Origin of the sequence: Snodgrassella alvi wkB2 (assembly GCF_000600005.1) — a bacterium.
GTDB classification, from domain to species: Bacteria; Pseudomonadota; Gammaproteobacteria; order Burkholderiales; family Neisseriaceae; genus Snodgrassella; species Snodgrassella alvi.
Map to the genome: position 1 here is coordinate 1,725,307 of NZ_CP007446.1, position 20,108 is coordinate 1,745,414.

Genomic DNA, 20,108 nt, shown 5'->3' on the forward strand with positions numbered 1-20,108 from the left:
AAAACAGTTTTAAAGTGTATAAATATTTGGAATACATGAAGTAGCGAAGTACATAAAGTATGCAAAGAAAAACGAGAGCACAGCAACAGCAAGAAACTAAAGAAATGTTATTTGCAGCTGCAATAGAACAAATTATTAAATTTGGTTTTGATAAAACAAGCATCAACTCGATAAGTGAAGGCGCAGGTTTTTCAAAAGGTGCTTTCTTCTCAAATTTTAAAAACAAATACGATTTATTACTACAACTCACAGAAAAACTTAAATCAGAAGAAAGGTTAAGCTTAAAATCAGCGCTTGCTATTGATAATGAAAATAATACCATCTCGATAAATGGATTAAACAGCTATGTTGATCAAATAAAAAATAACACCATTTGTGTTATTTTAGACATAGAAATGCAGCTTATTGCCAGCAGAGATCAAAACTTCAAACAGTACTACAACCAACTGCAACGGGAAAACAATAAATCGCTAGGTGAAATCATATGCGCTGTTTTCAAATCAGAAGGAGTACAACCCTCTTTACCTAATGAATCTTTAGCTCAAATATTTATAGCCCTCACCGAAGGACTGATCTTACAAAATGCCAGCAATCCTGGTGAGCAAATTAAGCATGTACTTTACTCACTAATCGAAAAAGAAAAATATGCTATTAAAACTCTCTAATATAGACACTAAAAGAGCATCGATATTCCGTTGATATTTCCTTAAAGCATGTCATATTTAAATCTTCACTACCATAGTGCCTTCAGTTACTCTGCGAATGGATAAGGTAAACTCATCATCAATTCAATATGCGCCTGGAATTTTAACCGTAGATAGTTTTTTGATCGTTGTGAGCTCTTACCTAGACGTTAATAAAAGAAGGAATACTCGGATAGATAAGAAATAAACCAATCTGGTCTGAAAAACCATTATCAACAAACAAATAAACGATAAAGACAATGTCCTCTTTTGCATATCAAACTTACAATAAGGAATTTTCTAAAAATTTACTACCCAATTTCAAAGTCAATAAGCAAACGACTAAGAATATTGCAAAACATTAAGTTGTATAACTTCATAATTTGCAGAAGGTAGCAGATGAGGTTAATTTTGCTGGAGATGCCAAAACTCCTTATAAATCCCATTTTGTTGCAATAACTGCTGATGAGTACCACTTTCCACTATTTCGCCTTTATCAATTACTACAATTTGCTTAGCTCCGATGATAGTTGAAAGCCGATGGGCAATAACTAATACTGTTTTCCCTTGTACGAGCTTATTAATCACCTTTTGCACTGCCAGTTCATTCTCAGTATCGAGAGCGGCAGTTGGCTCATCGAGGATAAGAATAGGTGCATTTTTCAAAATGGCTCTGGCAATAGAGATACGTTGCCTCTCCCCACCAGAGAGACTTTTGCCAATATCATTCAGTTGTGTTTGATAACCGTCGCGAAAATTCTGGATAAATTCGTGGCAATTTGCCTGTTTACAAACTTCGATGACTTCCTCGTCACTAGCGGATAATTTTGCCATTCTGATGTTATTAATAATGGTGTCCTGAAACAAATAAACATCCTGAAATACGACAGAGACTAGACTCATTAACTGCCTCTGAGACATATGTCGTATATCGATACCACCGATTTTAATACTGCCTGATATTACATCAGCAAACCGGAGAATAAGCTTGGTTATTGTAGTCTTACCGCAGCCACTGGCACCGACCAGAGCGGTTAATGCTTTTTCCGGAATATGAAGGGATATATTCTTAAGTACGTACTTGTCCTGACCCCGGTACGAAAAGTTAACTCTTTCAAATTCAATATTATAGTGATCAGGCATAATCTCTGCCTTTTTTTCAGGTAATGACGGTGCATTCAACAGTTCCTGCAATTTTTCATACCCTATAACCAATGATTCAAGCATCGATGACATTTGTACAAAAAAGTTTAATACATCTGTGGAACGGGCAACGATTAATAACACGCAGGCTAGCAAGAGGTAAGAAATGGTTGCAGCATTCACCAAATACGCACCTAACGAGATGATAAGGATTAAACCAGCTTGAATCACGATGGTTATAATTAAATTAGGTTTTTCCCCTTTTTTCGTACCAATGCGCAGTATATTTGCCACATCTGTTGTCACCTTAACAAATTCTGTCATCTTTTCTTCGGTTTGGCCTGTCGATTTTAATACATCAAGTCCTTGTACAAACTCGACAGCTTCACCTTTTAATTTTGCATTGGCCTCTGCCAGAATGCTAAAACCTCTGCGATAGGCCTTCCTGCGCCACAGATAGAGTGGAATTGCCATTGGAAAAACCAAGAGCATCATCAAAGAAAGTTGCCAGCTGTAAAATAACAAGGCAATTGCAGCTGACAGTGGTATAACCACGCCGGTAATGATGATATTGAGTAGCATAAATGTAAATACTGCCGCTTCATTTACGCTTTGCATCATAAGGTGATTTATTTCGCCAGATCTAAACTGACTTAAATAATCTAAGGAAATATTACGTAACTTATTGCCTAATTTTTCCCTTAGCTCGGTAACGGCTAAGGTCGAATAACCATCCGCATCATAGCGTTCACAAAGCACCTTAAAAATAAAACTACCTACCAGTAGAACAACGACAATAATTAAATGAGTGAGTGTTGCAGTAATATTTTTGGCTTCTAGCGCAGCAAATAAGGGGTATAGTAAAACCAGCGAAACGCCAAACAGACAAGAGGAAATCACAGTATAAATCAGACTGCGGATCAATATTTTCTTTTGCTTACCTGCCGCATTGATTAAGCCAGTATACGTTGTCAGCAATGATTTTGTTGTGCGTGTGTATGTATTAATATACTCTTTCATTACTTTTCTCCATCAGCCAAATTATTGACTGGAATCGACCAACTTTTTGCTTTGTTATACTCTTGCCACAACAATTTATAGTCACTAGAATTTTCGATTAAATCATTATGTGTCCCATGAGTTTTAATCATCCCTTTATCCAATAATATTATTTGGTCGGCATTGACAATCGTCGATAAGCGGTGAGTTACCATAATGACAGTTTTATTTCTATCAATTAGACGGTTAAAGGCTTTTAACAACAAAGCTTCATTTCGGGCATCAGAAAAAGCCGTCGGTTCATCTAAAATAACGATTGGTCGATTTTGCAGAAAAACCCGGGCAATGGTGATTCTCTGTTTCTGACCACCTGATAATAGCTGCCCTCTTTCTCCTGCCAGAGTGTTATACTGTTCAGGAAGGGTCAGAATGAAGTCGTGAATTTCAGCTTTTTTGGCGGCTTCAATAACGTCATCGTCAGAGATACCGTTTAACCCATAGCGTATGTTATCGGCGATCGAACACGAGAATAAAAAGTTATCCTGAAAGACAAATGAGATTCTCGACATAAGTTCAGCGTATTCAATATCTTTTATATTCACGCCACCTAAAGTTATCGTTCCAGAGGTTGTATCAAGAAAGCGAGGAATGAGATTAGCCAGCGTTGTCTTGCCAGAACCAGATGAACCAATAAGAACAGTAAATGAATTTTCAGGAATTTTGATATTGATATTGGATAAAACAGTGCCAGAATTCTGGTAAGAAAACCCAACGTTTTTAAAAATAATCTCATTATTGTCAGGTAATAGAGGGTTGGAGGGAGCCTTTAAAATTGGCAGATTTTCAACTTCAAATATCCTTTCTATTGCTGCCTTTGACTTTTGTAATATCTGAAACAGGCTCATCACAGGATAAACACTTTCTGCAATACCGATCGCCAGCAATAAAAAACAGAACGTCGCGATAAAAGAGATTTGGTCATTTAGCTGGGCTATGCTCAATCCAACAACTAATATGATACTCATCGGCATAGCAGAGAAAAGGCTGCGGGCAATTTTTGTAGACAATCGCATAGATTGCAACCAATGAAAGACCACCTGACTATAATTTTCCAGCGCTTTTTGATATTGACCGAATGCCCCCTCCCCGGCATCAAATGTTCTTACCGCACTCATTCCCTGAATATATTCAATGATTTTACCGTTGATTTGAATAGTTGCATTGTTATAGCTTTCCTTTAAAAGCTTAGCTTTTTTCATGATAAAACTCAGCAGCAGAAAAGTAACTAAAGTGATTGCAAATACAATGCTTGCAAAGACCCAATTAAAGATAAATAAAACGAGTAAGGTAAAAATTGGGGTAACGAATGCCTCAGCTTTTAAAGGCGGAGCATCAGCCACAAAAGCATGTAATTCTTTAATATCATCAATTAATGTTTTAACAAGATTCCCACTGCCCATGTTTCTAACCGTTTCAATTGGCAATTGATTGATTTTTTTGATAAGCCTGGTTCGTAATATTTCTTCTAGTTCAAATGCCGCATAGTGAGATTTATCGTGGGCATAAGTTCTCAGCGTATAAAAAAGAATGCTCAGCACAAGCAGAGAGAGAATGGGCAGTCCCGGGAAGACACTGGCATCCAACATTAATTGGTACAGGACCCAGATCAACATTAGCCAGATACTCAGTTTAAGCACCTGAGCAATTGATGCCAAAAATATAGAATAAGATACTTTATTCTTTACTGGCAGAAATATATCCGTATGATTCATAATAAAGTTTCTCCTTAGCCCATATCTATCATGCAATAAAAAAATCCGAATAGAAAAAAAGCTGTTTTTTTCTGATTATTCGTTAAGTTATGATTCTTTTAAATCATATATCCGGCAATTGATTATCATCTGATAAATTATTTACAATCAGACAGATAAAAAAATACATTGCCAAAGTAGCTACTACTTTAGTTGCAGATTTTTTTGGTAGGGTTAAGAAACTGATATTTTTATTTTTATTGTTATGCAAGCAGCGATTTATCTGCCTGCACAGAAAATTTATTATTCAGTCCAGCCTGCTTTTTCGCAGTCGCAAAGCATTAAGCAATACTGAAATCGAGCTCATCGCCATTGCCGCGCCGGCGATTACCGGGCTGAGCCAGCCAATTGCGGCCAGCGGGATACCGAGAATATTATAGAAAAAAGCAAAAAACAGGTTTTGTTTAACAACGCGTACAGTAGCGTGAGCCAGAGCCAGCGCATCGGCTACCTGAGTCACCGAATGGCGCATCAGCGTAGCTGAAGCAGTATTGGTGGCCACATCTGCCCCGCCATACATGGCAAAGCTGACATCCGCCGCGGCCAGTGCCGGCGCATCGTTGATACCGTCGCCGACCATCGCTACCACCTTGCCCTGCTGCATCAGCGCTCTCACCGCTTCGGCTTTAGCACGCGGATTCATTTCTGCCTGATAATAGCTGATACCCAGTTGTCTGGCAATATATTCAACTACACTGCGCTGGTCGCCGCTCATAATATGAATATCAATATTTTGCTGCTGTAAGCGTTTAATTGCACTGGCAGTGTCTTCTTTTAAAGCATCAGCAATAGCAAATGCACCTGCTATTTCATTATTAATAGCGACAACCACAATACTGGCAATCTGCCAGATTTCCTGCTGCTGTAATTGCCCGGGTATGCTGAAACCGCACCAGGCAGGATTGCCGACTTTTACCGCGCCATAACCGTCTACTTGCGCCTGTGTACCCTGCCCGATTTCGCTGTGGCTATTGCTGGCGGTCAGTACCGGCAGGTTTTGCTGTTCAGCAGCCTGAATCACTGCTTGCGCCAGCGGATGAGTGGTGAGCTGTTCAGCGGCGGCAGCCAGTTGCAGAATAGTTTGCGCATCATACTGACAAGCAGGATTTCGCCACTGGGCAACAATCTGAGGTTTACCCTGAGTAAGAGTGCCGGTTTTATCCAGTACAACCGTATTGACCTGACTGGTACGCTCAAGTGAGGCTGCATCTTTAAACCATACTCCGTACCGCGCCGAGCGCCCCATACCCACCATCATCGCGGCCGGTGTGGCCAGACCCAGCGCACACGGACAGGCAATTACCAGTACGGCTACACCGCGGGTCACTGCTTCGTTAAAATCACCACCAAGCCACCAGTTCAGAATAAAAGTTAATACGGCTATGGCAACTACGGCAGGCACAAATACCATGGATACTTTATCAGCCAGCCGTGCAATCGGTGCTTTACTGCCCTGTGCCTGCGCCAGTGCCTGCATCATGTCACCCAGCAGAGTCTGACTGCCAAGGGTCTGTGCCTGATAGGTGATACTGCCGTTGCTCAGTAATGCACCGGCAAGTACTTTATCACCAGCCTGTTTCAGTAATGGTTTAGATTCACCGGTGAGATAGCTTTCATCACACCATGCTTCACCATTGTGCACAATGCCATCGGCAGCGATGCGGTTGCCGGCATTGGTTTGCAGGATGTCACCTTTCTGTATCTGGCTGAGCGGTACTTCCTGCCAGCCGTTGTCTGTTTGTCTGCGCACCATTTTCGGGGTCAGTTGCAGCAGCATGCTCATGCTGTTGAGGCTTTGTTTTTTAGTCCGCTGTTCCAGATATTTGCCCAGCGAAACAAAGGCAATTACCATCACGCTGGCTTCGAAATAAATATACTGATGCGCACCATGCTGATGATTAAACAGCATAATACTGGAATAGAGCCAGATAGCGACCGTGCCCAGAGACACGAGTACATCCATATTGGCTACGCCGCCTTGCAGGGATTTAATCGCACTATTGTAAAACGGCCACGCCAGACCAAGCTGGATAATCGAAGCGAGAACAAACTGCCACCATGGCGGCAGCATCCAGTGCTGTCCCAGCAGCATGCCCAGCATACCGATAACAAAAGGCAGAGCAATGATCCAGATAACTGCCAGACGCCACGGTATCGCTGTCGTTTTATGCTCCTCATTCTGCATTTCAGCCAGTGCTTCGATACTGGCGCTGGTTACGGCTGTGGCTTTAAATCCGGTTTTTGCCACTATCTGAACTATATCGGCTGTACTCAGCAGCTTACTGTCAAAACAGGTTTGTAATTCATCACTGGCAAAGTTTACATCGGCAGCAATAATACCCTGCTGCCGGCGCAATACTTTTTCTATGCGGTTGGCACAGGCCTGACAGTCCATGCCCTCAATGGCAAAGCGCGCTGTTTCGGCTGTATTGCCGTTAGTGTGCTGAGTTTGTTCCATGGTTCTGTCCTTCTGTTTTCCAGCCGCATATCTGAGGATTAAACTACATCAAAACCGGCAGCTTCAACCGCGGCTTTGAGGGTATCTACGTTAGTAAGGCTGTCGTCAAAGCCAATATCGGCAATACCGGTTGCAAAATTAACTGCCACAGTTTCCACACCCGGGCTGCCCTGTAGTGCTGATGTCACACTTTTGGCACAACCTTCGCAGGTCATACCGTCAATTTTAAACTGAACCATTTGCATTTCTGTCTCCTTATGGATTCGGGTTTAATAAAAAGTAGATAAAGTACAGCTTAAACCTTAACACTGTGATAGAGTCAAGCTTTACATATGCAAATTCAGATTTTTATCTTATGAATATCAGTGCCGCAGAAAAATTAACCGGTTTATCCAGTAAAACCATTCGTGATTATGAGGCTGCCGGACTGATTCAGCCTGTGCGTCAGAGTAACGGCTATCGCGATTACAGTGAAGCCGATATTGCCACACTGTGCTTTATCAGACATGCCCGCGAAGTAGATTTTTCGCTGGCACAGATTGCCCAGCTGCTTGCATTACGCAACAATCCGCAACGCACCAGTGCTGATGTCAAAGCACTGGCAGGCGAGCACATACAGCGTCTTAACCAGAAAATTAATGATTTATCCAGCATGAAAGAGACTCTGGAAAACTGGTACAACCGCTGTGGCGGTGATGCTTCACCACACTGTGCGATTATCGACGGGCTGGATAAGCATGGTTATGCCGGTAATCACAGTTAAGCCGGCTCCGGTTTGTGTTATCCGTTCAGGACTGGCTGTTATTCATAGTAACTAAAACTGTCTTTTTACTTAAAACAAGCTAAAATAGTCGCTTTTCGGCACTTTTCCCGGGCTTTATTGTTGCTATGCGTCTTACCCATATCAAGCTTTCCGGCTTTAAATCCTTTGTTGATCCCACCACGATTGCGGTACCGGGCAGACTGGTAGCGGTAATCGGACCAAACGGCTGTGGCAAAAGCAATGTGATTGATGCTGTGCGCTGGGTTCTGGGAGAAGCTTCCGCCCGGCAGTTGCGCGGCGAAAGCATGCAGGACGTGATTTTTAATGGTGCCAATACCCGCCGTCCGGCACCGCGTGCCAGTGTCGAACTGGTATTTGACAATAGTGACGGCCAGCTTCAGGGAGCATGGGGACAATATGCCGAAGTGGCGATAAAACGCCAGCTGACCCGCCAGGGCGATTCTACTTATTTCATTAATAATCAGGTTGTGCGCCGCCGTGATATTACCGATTTATTTCTCGGTACTGGTGTCGGTGCCCGCGGTTACGCCGTCATTGAGCAGGGAATGATTTCCCGCATCATTGAAGCACGGCCGGAAGAGCTGCGTGCCCATATCGAAGAAGCCGCCGGCGTGTCTAAATACAAAGAACGCCGCCGTGAAACCGAAAATCGTCTTGCCGATACCCGTGAACATTTACAACGACTGGCCGATTTACAAAGCGAGCTGGATCGTCAGGTAGAAAAACTCCGGCGACAGGCAAATACCGCACAACGCTATCAGGAGCTGAAAGCTCAGATAGCCGATAAACAGAATTTATTTGATTACAGCCAGTGGCAGCAGGCTCTGCATCAGGCAGACAGTGCCACAACACTTTACCAGCAGCATGGCAATGCACAGGAATCGCTAAAGCAGCAACTGGAAATACTGGAACAGCAATTACAGCAGCTGCGTGAACAGGAACAGGAACAGCAACAGCGAGTACGCGAAGCTGAAATGCAGCGTGCCGGCCTGCGCGAACAATGGGCACGGCTAGAAGAACAGATTCGCCACCGGCGTGACTGGCAGCAGCGTATTGCTCGTGAACAGACTCAGGCACAAACTGAGCTGCAACGCCTGCACAATGAAAATATTCAGCAACAGCAGCAACTGGAATCGGCCAGTTCAGAGCTGGAAGAACAGCAATTACAGCGTGAAGAATGGGCTTTACAGGCCGCGGAACATGAAGCGCGCATGCCGGAACTGGAAGAACTGGCTCATCAGGGCGAGCGCACTCGTCAGAACCAGCAAAATGAGCTGGCACGTCTGGAACGTGAACTGGCCATCAAACAACAGCAGCACCAGCATGCGACAGCGGCCATTGCTCAATTGCAGCAGCGCCGGCAGCGTCTGGAAGAAGAATTGACGCAACTGGCCTTACCGCAAAACGGAGAGCTGGAAACCGCCCGTGAGACAGCAGCAGAGCTGGAACAGATTGTAACTACGCTGGAAGAGAACCTGCTGCAATATGAACAGCAGCGTGAAAGCGCACGGGAAGCACTGCTTCTGGCTCAGCAGCAATACCGGCAACTGGACAAACAGCAGCTTACTCTTAGCGCGCAGGTAGAAGCGTTAACAGCCATGCTTCCGCAAGCTGAACGCAGCAGTACTGAAAAAGAAACCGATAGTAATATTCCCTTATTATGGCAACATTTGCAGGTTGCCAAAAAATGGCAGCATGCGACAACCGTTGTCCTCGGACACAGACTACAGGCATTGTATACCGAACAGCTGCAACCTGGAGATACTCTGCCAGAACACACAACCGTCTGGGTCAATCAGGCAGCTGAAACCAACCGGCAAAAATGGGCAACAAATGCCCTTTTACAGCATATAGAAGTTCAGGCTCCATTTTCCGAAGCCATACAATACTGGCTCGGACAGGTATTTTGTGCAGAAACACTGGAAGAGGCTTTGCTCGGACAGACTGATTTACAGGCACAACAGCTTATTATTACTCCTGAAGGCCACTGCATAGATGCCATCAGTGTGACATTGTATGCTGAAGATAATGGCACCGGTCTGCTGCAACAGCAGCAGCAATTGCGCGAACAGCAACAGGCATTGCTAGCACTGGAACAACCTTTGCAGCAGGCTGCAGAAACCATGCAGCTGGCGCAGCGCAACCTTGAGAACACGGAAGAACGGTTGAATCAGTGTCAGCAACAGCTTAAACAGCAGCAACAGCGCTGGCAAACAGCCTCTGCTCAGGCTACTGAGTTACTGGCACGCACCAGCCAGGGGCAACTGCGGCAGGAACATATTCAGCAGGAAAGCGCACAAATCATCAGTGAGCTGGCGCAACAGCAGCATGTGCAGCAACAAACGCAGGCTGATACTGAAAATCTTACACTCTCGGTAGAACAATTGCGTCCGCAATTACAAAATCATACTGCCAGCCAGCAAAACCAGCAGCAAACTTTGAAACAGAGCCAGCTGGCATTGCTGGAAGCGCGACGGCAGCAGGGTTTGGTAGAAATGGCTATAGTACGCTTACAACAGCGGATTCAGACTGCCACACAGGAACAGCAGCGTATTGCACGCGAAACGGAACGCTGGCAGGAACGTCAGAGCGAGCTTGCACTCGGGATTGCCGAGCAGGAAATGGAAGACGAACAAACTCTGCAAACTGAAGAACTGAATACCCAAATCGATGCAGCTACTGAACAGTGTACAACTGCACAGCAAGTGCTTGAGCAGCTCCAGCAGCAATTACAGCACATACAGCAACAGCAGCACAATCTCAACAGCCAGCTTCCGCAGTTACAGGCCGATACTCAGACTGCTTTGCTGCAGCAACAGGAAGCCTTGCTGAATGCCAGACGTTTTCACGAAACTCTGCAACAGAATCAGGCTGATCTGGAGGCATTAGCCGAACTGTTTAATCATTCACAGCAGGCTGTACCGGAATTAAATCAGGAAATTGCGGCACTGGCACAGAAAATCAATGCACTGGGTGCGGTTAATCTGGCGGCATTACAGGAGCTGGAAGAAGCACATGAGCGCGCTGAGTATTATCAGACACAAACAGCGGATGTACAGGCGGCTATTGCCTTACTGGAAGAAGCCATCAGTACAATTGATGAAGAAACCAAAACCCGTTTTAAAACTACTTTTGATGCGGTAAACGAAAAAGTACAAAGCTACTTTCCTACCTTATTTGGTGGTGGTGAGGCAAGACTGGATATGGTCGGCGATGATTTACTCAGCGCCGGCGTATCCATTATGGCACGCCCGCCGGGCAAGAAAAACAGTACTATTCATCTGCTTTCCGGCGGAGAAAAAGCCTTAACTGCCATGAGTCTGGTCTTTGCCCTGTTCAGCCTTAACCCTGCTCCGTTCTGTCTGCTGGATGAAGTAGATGCTCCGCTGGATGATGCCAATACCAGCCGTTTTTGCAATCTGGTTCAGCAAATGTCGGCACAGACTCAGTTCGTGTATATCTCCCATAACCGTCTGACGATGGAAATGGCCGAGCAGCTGGTAGGGGTAACCATGCAGGAAAAAGGTGTTTCGCGTATTGTTGAAGTCAATATCCGTCAGGCACTGGATATGGCTGAAGCTTAAGTTCGCAGATAACAGAATGGCACTAACCACACAATACAGCTTCTGCTTTTTCAACTCATGCTTACTGAATCATTCCTGATAATCAGTCTTTTTTTAATTTATAATTCTCTGCAACAGATCATTACAAGCAATACCTATGCTACTGAATTTTTTATACCAAATCTTATGGCAGATAGCACCCCCTTTTTTACGCAGATATTTACGCCGGCGTGCTGCGCTGGCACCGGCATATGCGCTTAACTGGTCTGAACGTTTCGGCAAACCTTATCCCGATCCGGTAAAACACGGCATCTGGGTTCATGTGGTTTCTGTTGGTGAAACACGTGCTTCATTACAATTTATCCGTGCGCTGCAAAAACATTTTCCGGATAAACCATTATTGATGACGCAAACCACGCCTACCGGTCGTGCCACGGTACAGCATTTTTTTCCTGAAGCACAATGCCGTTATCTGCCCTATGATAAAAAATCCTGGGTTAAACAATTTATCCGGGATCACCAGCCTGTATTCGGCGTATTAATGGAAACAGAAATCTGGCCGAATCTGATTAATGTCTGCGCCGACAATCAGATTCCGCTGTTTATGGCTAATGCGCGCTTATCCGAAAAGTCTCTGCACGGTTATCTGAGAGTACGCTCACTGGTTGCGCCGGCTCTGAGCAAGTTAACCGGCTGTTACGCCCAGACTGAGGCGGATGCTCAGCGGCTTAAACAAATCGGTGCTGCCAATATTCAGGTCTGTGGTAATACCAAATATGATATTACTCCGCCGGCAGAAATGGCTGAACTGGCACAAACATTCAGACAGCGTATTGGCAACAGGTCGGTAGTTGTGTGCAGCAGTACCCGTTTTTACCACGGCACAGACGAAGCACAGTTACTGCTTGATGCATGGGCAAAACAAAAAACCGGCAATATCCTGCTGATTATCGTTCCGCGTCATACTGAGCGCTTTCAGCCAACTTACGAATATGCCGAAAAACTGAATTTTATTACCCAAAAACGCAGTGATAACCAGAATATCGCCGAACAGACTCAGGTCTGGATAGGAGATAGTATCGGCGAACTGTTTGCCTACTATGAATGTGCCGATATTGCCTTTGTAGGCGGAAGTCTGGTCGACAGCGGCTGCCATAATATTATCGAACCGATTGTGTGCAAACTCCCTACTCTGTTTGGTCCTTCTACCTATAATTTTGCCGACGCCGCGCCCAAAGCAATTGCCGCCGGCGCAGCTAAGCAAATTCATTCTGCAGAAGACTGGGCAGCAACAACCCTGGCTTTGCTGGATGATTCACAGCAAAGAAAGCAGATGTCTGCCAGTGCACAAGCCTTTATCCGGCAGCATCAGGGAGCAAGTGAACGCATGGCACAAATCATTTATGATTGTCTGGCCAGCCATACCAATAAACCATCAGCTAGTTGAATTTTAAAAAAATCAGAGATTTAAAATTGAACTGAGAGCATAGAAAATCTTAGATAAATACTGATTTCTATTAATATTAATTAACAACTTTTATATTTGGCCGATAAACTGCATACTGAATTTTCTAAGCAAATAAAAAAGGCCGGACAATAGAAATTTGTCCGGCTTTTTTAATGCTAAGCTACATTAATGTACACGTACATGAATAAATGGCACAGAATCTTCCTTAAAACTGTCCTTATATTTATCCAGGATAATTGGCGGGCTATGATCACCAACAATCACTATGTCTGTGTCTTTAAAACCTCCGGCCTTAATTTCATTGGCAAGCACAGTAAAAAACTGATGCTGTAAATTCAGATTCCGGCATGCCTCCTGCCGGCCGTCAAATATCGGCTGTTTACAATCATAAGTATAATTACCAAGTATATCCTTTTCAGAATACGGATGATGAGTGTCGAGTGTCAGCCAATAGATAAATGATTTGCCCTGCGCAGCTTTATTTGCAGCAGACACATCATGCACAATATTATAATCACAAGCCCCGGGAAATGAATGGCATTGTTTGATATTACTGAATTGCGGGAAAAAACGGGCGTTTTGCAGACCCATATGCGGATACCAGTCTTTACGGTCATACATTTTAGAATATGAACCATGAAAAGCCTGAACCAGATAACCTTCTTTTTGCAGGTGTATAGGAACACATTGTTTGAATTTATCAAACGGACCCAGAATAAAATTAGAACTTTTAGCTTTTAAATCGCATAACTCACGCAGTTCTCCCATAATAGTACTGTGCAGTGCGGGATTTTCTCCCTGTGCAATTAACTGCACATTTGGGATATTTATTAACGGAGCATCAACAGACGGATTAACTGCTCCGTGTTCAGGTATAAACGTTCCCCACGATTCATTCAGAATGAACAGTATTTTTTTGGGCGGATTCTGCATATCAATCTGCTTTTGCAACACACCGCCGTGTGGCCAGTCATAAAATTCCGGTTTAACCGTACCTCGCCAGAAAAATTCATGATTAAATTTCAGATTTTGAATCGTTTCATAATAACTTCCCCACCAGCCAGTTGTCTGATAACGATTGGATAGATTGACCCCGCGATAATCAAAGAAGAAAACTGCAAAAATCAGATACAGTATGCCCAATGACCATATCATTCTGCCAGAACATAGCCGGACAATATATTTAAGTATGAGAAACAGACTTATTGCTAAATACAGAACAAATATTGCTATAAATAACCAGTATAATTTCGGGGCATGAGGAATAAAACGTAAAATCTCAATAAACTCGACAATATTATCATAATGATAAAATTGTTTAATCCAGTACAGAATATCAAATATATATACTACCGTGTATACCAGAGCAAACAATATCAGTGACCAGCGCCTGCGCAGAAATATTAAGGGCAAAATCCATATATACTCTAAAACAATAATATATCTTTCAGAGTAAACAAAAATATGAGCCAGCCAGAACAAACCATTGGTTATTATTAAATAAAGTAATAAAAAAATCCAAAATCGTAATGGAAAATAACACTTTAACAGATTTGCTATTTTAATAATTGTTGGAAAATTCTTATCAAAACTCATACTTAATTCGTTTCATATGTATATATGCTTAATGAAAAAAAAGCCGCTACCGCGGCTTTGTATGTATACATTTCCTGAATATTTAGATTGTGAATGCTTTAGGTATATATTTATCAGGCATAGTTGAAGAAGTATTTTTCTTCAGTGAACCATTTTTTAATACATCCAATACTAAGGTCTTAGTAGCAATAGAAGCAGATACTTTGGTTGCGTTTACTGTATATGTAATTGTACAGCCTGTTGCAGCGTTAGCAGAAAGACTGCCGGTTTTAGCAGAACCACCGATTTTTGCTACACCGTATTTACCAGTCTGCTCATCAATGGTGGTATCAAGTGCATTATTGTCACCTGACATACAATTATTATTCTGCAAATTATCGATAATCTGAGTTTTCAGACCAGCAGCAAGGCTGGAAGCCTCTGAAGCCTGAGAACGGGCAATATAATCAGAGTAAGCAGGTACGGCAATTGCAGCAAGAATACCGATAATTGCAATTACAATCATCAATTCAATTAAAGTAAAACCTTTTTGGAATGCTTTCATATTATTCTCCATCTTACAAAACGGTTGAAAATTCATTAATACATCAATTTATATAATACTGGAGCAAATTTCATGCCAAGTTTTAAAATTTAATTATTTTTTAAATACAAAAATGTATCTGTAAGATAATATTTTGATTTTTAAATTTTAAATATTTAGAAATGCTCTTGGAATATATTTATTATTTATGGTTGAAGCACTATTTTTACGTAAGGATCCGTTTTTCAAAACATCCACTACCAATATTTTATTTGCAATAGCAGCAGAGACTTCTGTACTTTTTACTTTATAAGTAATTGTACATCCCGTAACCGAATTAGCCGAAGCCCCTGATGATATTGATGCATTACCACCAATAGTAGCCGTACCGTATTTACCGGTCTGACTCACAACAGAATTGGTTCCCGAATCAAAACATGTATTATTTTGCAGGTTTTCAAAAATTTGTAATTTCAATACCCCTGCCATACTCGAAGCCTCACTAGCTTGCGTCCGAGCTATATAATCATTATAAGCAGGAAGCGCTAGAGCCGCCAGCACCCCGATTACAGCAATAACGATCATTAACTCAATTAAAGTAAAGCCTTTTTCTAATAGATATATTTTCATTGTCAGACGAAATCAGATATTTAAAGAAATGAAAGCAAAACACATACCATTTTCTTAAAATAACATGTATTTTCGAAAGAATATTAAATCTGTATTATCCAAAATTTTGTATACAGATTCATTTAAATTCAACAATGATGCTGCGGCTGATTAAATAACCAAAGCTTTAGGCAGGTATTTCTGTTCTATAGTACCGTTATTGAGTTTTAATGTTCCGTTCCTCAGTACATCCAATTCGAGATATTTATTTACCAGAACAAATGAAGCATTCTGCGAATATACCGTATATCGAATAGAACAGCCTGTTCTGGCAGTAGCCGAATGCTGAGCATTCACGACAGGAAATTCTGTCGTAATCTCTGCAATTCCGTATTTTCCTTTATAACTATACTCTGATGGATTTTGTGCCCGGCATTTTTGGTTCTGTAAACTATCTAAAACCTGCGCTTTCAGGTTTCCTGCCAAATCTGCTGCTTCAGCAAGCTGAGCTTTTGCACTGTAATCCATATAAGTAGGCACGGCAATGGCAGTCAGTATCCCTATTATTGCTATAGCAATTATTATTTCAATTAATGTAAAACCCTGGTGATTTAAGCTCATGATGATTTTGTGCGTTTAAATTTGATTGATTGTCCGACTGATTTGCAAATGTAATATTCATTATTATATTTGATTATTCAATACAAGAATTTATTTATTTTAATTAAAAAATCAAATATGTATTTTTTATCTTACAATAAATTGATTTAAATATATATTTTTAATTAATATTTTGACAAAATTTATAAATTAAGTTTTTTATTATTAATAGTTAGACAATTATATTTGTCGGATATAATTGTAAATTAGATAACTTTGTCCGGACTTACTTAATCTAGAAAATTACAGATAATATTCCTGCATATACGCCCATACTGCTGCAAGCATAACCATTTGACTGGCCAGATTTCCTGTACCGGCTTCAGAATTAATATAATCAATCTCTTGCCGGGCTGCCCATACTGATAATGAACCATCATCACGAACAGTTTGATTATTCTGTAAAACGACATTGAAACTCCGACCGGACAAAAACTCAAAGGCTCGCTGACTAGTAACATAGAAAAAATCATGAGGATCTTTATCAGGACTGACCGCTACCTGGCTCATTCCATGCGCCATTGAGCCACCAGGCACATAGTTTCGTATGGATAATCCACTTGGATGATTGTTATGCAAAGCAACAATCAATTTGGCGTGAATCATATACTGATTCAGAAAACCGTCGACCTCTTGAGTTAACTCTTCTCTTGCCTGAGCACAATTACCGCGCAAACATTTTAATGCGTTCTTCCGACCGGTTTCAGTAAAAATTCTATTTGGATCAAAATAATAATTTACATCATTTGTTTGTATCCTAATTTCCCGGCTGCCACCATGGCGAAAATCCAGCAGACAGCCCTGCTGAATCTGGTTTAATGCCATTAATGCGGTCTGACGCGCTGTTTCTTCATTATCATGTACATGCACCCATACAATATGTTGCCATGGTTTACCTGTACAAGTCTGAGTCACCGGCAATATTTTTACTTGTCCGGTTGTATTAAAGGAATTTGAAACAGAATCTTCTGCTTGCGCAGGTAACACACCTGTAATCAATAACAATAAAAAAATATACTGAAAAATATAAAAAGTTGATTTTCTCATTTGGCTGATTATTTTCTGTTTTAATTTCAATTCTTTGTATGTATTTTTATTTTGATAAAGATATGCCTGTCAAATTACATTTTCTGCTGAATATCCAGCCTAAAACAAAATTTTCTGTCAATTTCTTTTAAATAAATTAATTTCTTAATTTATCAATATACATTTCTCATCATCTCACTGAATAGATTATTTGCCAAATGTGTCAAATTTTGTCACATTAAACTGAATTATGTAAGTACCGATAGTTATTATACTGATTAAGTATGAATTTGTATTTTTGTTTAATCAGTATGGTTTTAGTTGAAAATAATAATGGTATTCATTATTATTCGCAGATTTATCAATTTTTCTCTTTTCGTAGCTCAATAGTATGTCTGATCACCCTTTTCCTTCTTTTAAACTGGCATTGATTCCGTTCATTCTTTTTACCGGCAGCACTGTTTATGCTCAGGATAATACAGCAAAGCTGGACGATATTTACGTCACCGCCGAACAGCAGGTTAAACAGTCTCTCGGCGTTTCTAAACTTGATAGTCAGGATATTGAACGCAAAACACCGGTCAATGATATTTCTGAGCTGGTGCGTACAATGCCCGGCGTTAATCTGACTGGTAATACTGCTTCCGGTCAGCATGGCAATAAACGCCAGATTGATATTCGCGGAATGGGTCCGGAAAATACCTTAATACTGATTGACGGCCGGCCGGTTACTTCGCGCAACAGTGCACGCATGAGCTGGCGCGGTGAGCGTGACACCATTGGCGACAGCAATTGGGTACCGGCAGCAGAAATTCAATCAATTGAAGTTATTCGCGGACCAGCTGCCGCACGCTATGGTTCTGGTGCAGCTGGCGGTGTAGTGAACATTGTGACAAAAAAAGTCAGTAATGAGTTTCACGGTTCTATTAATGCGTTTATGAATTTGCCGGCAGATAAAGAAGAAGGCGATACACATCGTATCGGCTTTGATTTGTCCGGTCCGGTTATTAAAGATGTACTCGGCTTTCGGATATATGGCAATCTGAACAGTACTGATGCGGATTCACCATTCATTAATCAGCGTTCGAATGATAAAGGCAGCAAATCGCTGGCTGCCGGACAGGAAGGTCTGATTAATAAAGATATTGGCGGACGGCTGGCATGGCGCCTGTCTCCGGCACAAACTCTGAAACTGGATACTACCTACAGCCGGCAGGGCAATCGTTATAACGGTGATGGTCCCAATAATGTACAGACTGATTACACCCAAAGTTTATATGGTAAGGAAACCCGCAGAGTATACCGCCAGAGTTTTGCACTGACTCATGAAGGTGTATGGGACTGGGGCGACAGCAAGCTGGTAGCACAATACGATAAAACTACCAACAGCCACTGCTCTGAAGCTCTGTCAGGTGGTCCTGAAGGCTTGTGTCAGGATTTGGGCAGCAAAGATATTACTTATAAAGACAGTACATTGACCACAAAACGCCTGACGGGTGAAATACACGTTCCGTTTACATTAGGTGTATCGCACGTGCTGACTATGGGTGCAGAATATCAGTACGATAAACTGGATGATCCGGATGGTCTGCGCCGTATACCTCTTCCCGGAGCAGTTTATCCGGCTCCGGCCAACCACACGCCATCACTAAGTAGCTGGGCCGGCTATGTGGAAGACAATATCAGTCTGACCGATTATTTAAAACTGGTACCAATGCTGCGCTATGATCACAATAATAAAACGGGCGGCAATGTCAGCCCCGGTGTTAATCTGTCATGGCAGCTTCATCCGAACTGGCTGATTAAAGGCGGAATAGCACGTGCCTACAAAGTTCCGAATCTGTACCAGAGTACAGACAGTTATATGCTGTACAGTAAAGGCAATGGTTGTGCCACCTCTTCCGGAAGCGGCCGTGGCTGCTATCTGATAGGTAACAGTAATCTCAAACCTGAAACCAGTATTAATAAAGAATTGGGTTTTGAATTTAATAAAAATGGTTATCTGGCTTCTCTGGCTTATTTCCGCAATGATTACAAAAATAAGATTGAAGCCGGCCGGCAGATTATATTCACAGATAGTACTGATACAAATTCACACTCAGGCGGATATGATTATTTTCAATGGACCAATACCCGTAAAGCGCTGGTAGAAGGACTGGAAGGCAATTTAACCCTGCCGTTTTCAAGCAAATGGAAATGGGTAAACAATTTTACTTATATGTTTAATTCCAAAAATAAGGAAACCGGCAATCCTTTATCTGTCATCCCTAAGTATACGATTAATTCGTCTCTGGCCTGGAATCCTGCAGAAAAATGGGACACATTACTTACCTATACTTACTATGGTCGCCAGAAACCGCGCACAGTACCGGTAAATCCTGTTGAGGCAGGTATCGGTAACGGAGGAAAAGGAACTACCGGTTTAAGCGGAGAAGAAATCGGCAGTTATGGTATCTGGGGTATTTCCGCCGGCTACGCTGTAAATAAAAATATTAGTATCAGAGCCGGAATGTCAAATATATTCAATAAACGTATCTACGCCTCTACACTGCGCGGCACTGCGTATACATACAATGAACGCGGCAGAGCAGTATGGGGCAGTATGAAAGTTTCTTTCTGATCCTTTTTGCGAACAGGCTGCCATTCGGGCAGCCTGTTTTTTATAAGCAAATTATTTTTCACCGTGACTTATCAATCAATTTCAGTTACTATCATAAATAGTAATGATTATTGTTTACACATAATGAGCAACTTTATTAAGTAAACAAACAAAGGTTATTCAATC

The 20,108-nt window shown here is 42.0% G+C and carries 14 protein-coding genes; 5 read left to right on the forward strand and 9 right to left on the reverse strand.

Annotated features, from left to right (window positions below; all coding sequences use genetic code 11):
• The first annotated feature begins 59 nt into the window (after nucleotides 1-59).
• Nucleotides 60-665, forward strand: coding sequence for a TetR/AcrR family transcriptional regulator (locus SALWKB2_RS07770; RefSeq protein ID WP_025331106.1), 606 nt, complete (start codon nucleotides 60-62; stop codon nucleotides 663-665).
• 423 nt (nucleotides 666-1,088) lie between these two features.
• Here SALWKB2_RS07770 and SALWKB2_RS07775 read toward each other — a convergent pair whose 3' ends face one another.
• The 4 genes from SALWKB2_RS07775 to SALWKB2_RS07790 all read right to left on the reverse strand — a co-directional run bounded on the left by SALWKB2_RS07775 (nucleotide 1,089) and on the right by SALWKB2_RS07790 (nucleotide 7,333).
• Nucleotides 1,089-2,846, reverse strand: a complete 1,758-nt coding sequence (locus tag SALWKB2_RS07775; protein ID WP_025331107.1) for an ABC transporter ATP-binding protein — start codon at nucleotides 2,844-2,846, stop codon at nucleotides 1,089-1,091.
• A complete protein-coding gene (locus SALWKB2_RS07780; protein WP_025331108.1) occupies nucleotides 2,846-4,597 on the reverse strand; it encodes an ABC transporter ATP-binding protein in 1,752 nt (583 codons plus the stop codon). Before SALWKB2_RS07780 ends, SALWKB2_RS07775 begins: the two co-directional genes overlap by 1 nt.
• A 286-nt stretch (nucleotides 4,598-4,883) precedes the next feature.
• A complete protein-coding gene (locus tag SALWKB2_RS07785; RefSeq protein ID WP_025331109.1) occupies nucleotides 4,884-7,094 on the reverse strand; it encodes a heavy metal translocating P-type ATPase in 2,211 nt (736 codons plus the stop codon).
• A 38-nt stretch (nucleotides 7,095-7,132) separates the two neighbouring features.
• Nucleotides 7,133-7,333 carry a heavy-metal-associated domain-containing protein gene (locus tag SALWKB2_RS07790; protein WP_232335929.1) on the reverse strand — a complete coding sequence of 67 codons (201 nt, stop codon included), beginning with the start codon at nucleotides 7,331-7,333 and terminating at the stop codon, nucleotides 7,133-7,135.
• Between the two features lie 116 nt (nucleotides 7,334-7,449).
• Between SALWKB2_RS07790 and SALWKB2_RS07795 the strand changes: the two genes are divergently transcribed.
• From SALWKB2_RS07795 to waaA, 3 genes are all read left to right on the forward strand, one after another.
• Complete coding sequence (locus tag SALWKB2_RS07795) at nucleotides 7,450-7,857, forward strand: MerR family DNA-binding protein (RefSeq protein WP_025331111.1); 408 nt, start codon at nucleotides 7,450-7,452, stop codon at nucleotides 7,855-7,857.
• A 125-nt stretch (nucleotides 7,858-7,982) separates the two neighbouring features.
• Nucleotides 7,983-11,462: a chromosome segregation protein SMC gene (smc, locus tag SALWKB2_RS07800; RefSeq protein ID WP_025331112.1), complete on the forward strand. Its 3,480-nt coding sequence runs from the start codon at nucleotides 7,983-7,985 to the stop codon at nucleotides 11,460-11,462.
• 136 nt (nucleotides 11,463-11,598) lie between these two features.
• Nucleotides 11,599-12,888 carry a lipid IV(A) 3-deoxy-D-manno-octulosonic acid transferase gene (gene waaA / locus SALWKB2_RS07805; RefSeq protein ID WP_025331113.1) on the forward strand — a complete coding sequence of 430 codons (1,290 nt, stop codon included), beginning with the start codon at nucleotides 11,599-11,601 and terminating at the stop codon, nucleotides 12,886-12,888.
• A gap of 186 nt (nucleotides 12,889-13,074) precedes the next feature.
• Here waaA and SALWKB2_RS07810 read toward each other — a convergent pair whose 3' ends face one another.
• From SALWKB2_RS07810 to SALWKB2_RS07830, 5 genes are all read right to left on the reverse strand, one after another.
• Entirely contained in the window at nucleotides 13,075-14,064 is a 990-nt protein-coding gene (locus SALWKB2_RS07810; RefSeq protein ID WP_144353290.1) for a sulfatase-like hydrolase/transferase, read from the reverse strand.
• Nucleotides 14,065-14,587: 523 nt separating this feature from the next.
• Nucleotides 14,588-15,049: a pilin gene (locus tag SALWKB2_RS07815; RefSeq protein WP_025331115.1), complete on the reverse strand. Its 462-nt coding sequence runs from the start codon at nucleotides 15,047-15,049 to the stop codon at nucleotides 14,588-14,590.
• 147 nt (nucleotides 15,050-15,196) lie between these two features.
• Complete coding sequence (locus SALWKB2_RS07820) at nucleotides 15,197-15,658, reverse strand: pilin (RefSeq protein ID WP_025331116.1); 462 nt, start codon at nucleotides 15,656-15,658, stop codon at nucleotides 15,197-15,199.
• Nucleotides 15,659-15,808: 150 nt separating this feature from the next.
• The gene (locus SALWKB2_RS07825; RefSeq protein ID WP_025331117.1) at nucleotides 15,809-16,258 is read right to left on the reverse strand and encodes a pilin; all 450 of its coding nucleotides are present in this window, start codon (nucleotides 16,256-16,258) and stop codon (nucleotides 15,809-15,811) included.
• A gap of 282 nt (nucleotides 16,259-16,540) precedes the next feature.
• A complete protein-coding gene (locus SALWKB2_RS07830) occupies nucleotides 16,541-17,284 on the reverse strand; it encodes a hypothetical protein (RefSeq protein ID WP_157785000.1) in 744 nt (247 codons plus the stop codon).
• Between the two features lie 430 nt (nucleotides 17,285-17,714).
• Between SALWKB2_RS07830 and SALWKB2_RS07835 the strand changes: the two genes are divergently transcribed.
• Entirely contained in the window at nucleotides 17,715-19,943 is a 2,229-nt protein-coding gene (locus SALWKB2_RS07835) for a FepA family TonB-dependent siderophore receptor (RefSeq protein WP_025331119.1), read from the forward strand.
• Nucleotides 19,944-20,108: the final 165 nt, after the last annotated feature.